1 protein-coding gene is annotated in these 1,712 nt (G+C 68.2%); it reads left to right on the top strand.

Annotated elements, in window-relative coordinates; genetic code table 11:
* Positions 1-190: 190 nt before the first annotated feature.
* On the top strand, positions 191-1,369 hold the full coding sequence (locus P1P70_RS44280) for an acyl-CoA dehydrogenase family protein (protein WP_319248110.1): 1,179 nt from the start codon (positions 191-193) through the stop codon (positions 1,367-1,369).
* Positions 1,370-1,712 lie beyond the last annotated feature (343 nt).

The raw sequence follows: 1,712 nt of genomic DNA, 5'->3' as shown, positions 1-1,712 counted from the left end.
GCGGAGAGGGCCGAGGAACGGGGGCCGATCGGAGGGTGGGAGAGGACCACCGCCAATCCGTCGGCCCGCCCGCCCCGTGAGTCGCGTCCGAGCGTCGGCAGCGTAGATGTGTATAAGAGACTGCCCTATTACTGAAACACGTTCTAGCGTGTGCGCCGTCAGGGTCGGCCTTGGGGAGCCTGGAGGCGCCGTGCACCTCGAATACACACCCGAGCAGCAGCGGCTGCGCACCGAACTGCGCGCCTACTTCGCCGAGTTGGTCCCGGACGGCGCCTACACACGCCATACCGACCCGGCGGCGCAGAAGCGGTTCTACCGCGAGACCATCCGCCGTCTCGGCGGTGACGGCTGGCTGGGCGTGGGCTGGCCGAAGGAGTACGGCGGACGCGGCCTGACCGCCATCGAGCAGTTCGTCTTCTTCGACGAAGCCGCCCAGGCGGGTGTCCCCCTGCCGCTGATGGCGCTCAACACCGTCGGACCGACGATCATGCGGTACGGCACCGAGGAGCAGAAGTCCTACTTCCTGCCGCGTGTCCTCTCCGGCGAGATCGACTTCGCCATCGGCTACAGCGAGCCCGGTGCCGGCACGGACCTGGCCTCGCTGAAGACCCGCGCGGTCAGGGACGGCGACGAGTACGTCGTCAACGGGCAGAAGATCTGGACCACCAACGGCGACACGGCCGACTGGGTGTGGCTGGCGACCCGCACCGACCCCGACGCCCCGCCCCACAAGGGCATCACCATGCTCCTCGTCCCGACCACGGAGCCCGGCTACTCCTGCACCCTCATCAACACCCTCGCCTCCCACGACACCACCGCCAGCTACTACGAGGACATCCGTGTCCCCGTCTCCCGCCGCGTGGGCGAGGAGAACCAGGGATGGCGGCTGATCACCAACCAGCTCAACCACGAACGCGTCACCCTCGCCGCCCACGGCACCATGGCCATCCGATCCCTGCACAACGTCCAGCGCTGGGCCATGGAGACCAAACTCGCCGACGGCCGCCGCGTCGTCGACCTGCCCTGGGTGCGCCGCCTGCTCGCCCGCGCCCACACCCGGCTCGACGCCCTCAAACTCCTCAACTGGCGCATGGTCAGTGCCGTCCAGGACGGCACGCTCACCCCGCAGGATGCCTCCGCCGTGAAGGTCTACGGCTCCGAGGCCCGCCGCGACGCCTACGCCTGGCTCATGGAGATCGTCGCCGCCGCGGGCGCCCTCAAGGAAGGTTCCGCCGGCGCGGTCCTGCACGGCGAACTCGAACGCGGCTACCGCTCGGCCGTCATCTTCACTTTCGGCGGCGGCAACAACGAGATCCAACGGGAGATCATCTCGTGGATCGGCCTGGGGATGCCCCGGGTGCGGCGTTAGCCCGCTTGTGTGACGAGGCTTTTCAGTCGGCGCAAAAGCGGGAGAGTCGGCACTGAGCGGAGCGCTTGGCCTGACGCACGATGGGCTTGGCTTGTTAGTGTCCTAGCCCCGCTGACCTGCTAATTGGTCAGGGTCAGCGCAACTGGGCCGTGCGTCCCCGGGCCGTGCAGTTTTCCTGTGGCGGGGTCGGTCTGCAGGTCGGACGGGGAGATGATGCCCAGTTCCCCGGTCGTCTCCGGTGGGCGGACAGGGGTTGAGAGGGAGCGGCCCGATCTGTGTGGTCGCGGACCGGGCCGCTGTGGAGGGGCGGGGGAACGGGCTTTTTCTATACCAAAAATCCAAA

The organism is Streptomyces sp. MB09-02B (assembly GCF_033794485.1).
Classification (GTDB): Bacteria; Actinomycetota; Actinomycetes; order Streptomycetales; family Streptomycetaceae; genus Streptomyces.
The sequence above is the reverse complement of the archived record's forward strand: the minus strand, read 5'-3'. Positions and strand labels throughout refer to the sequence as shown.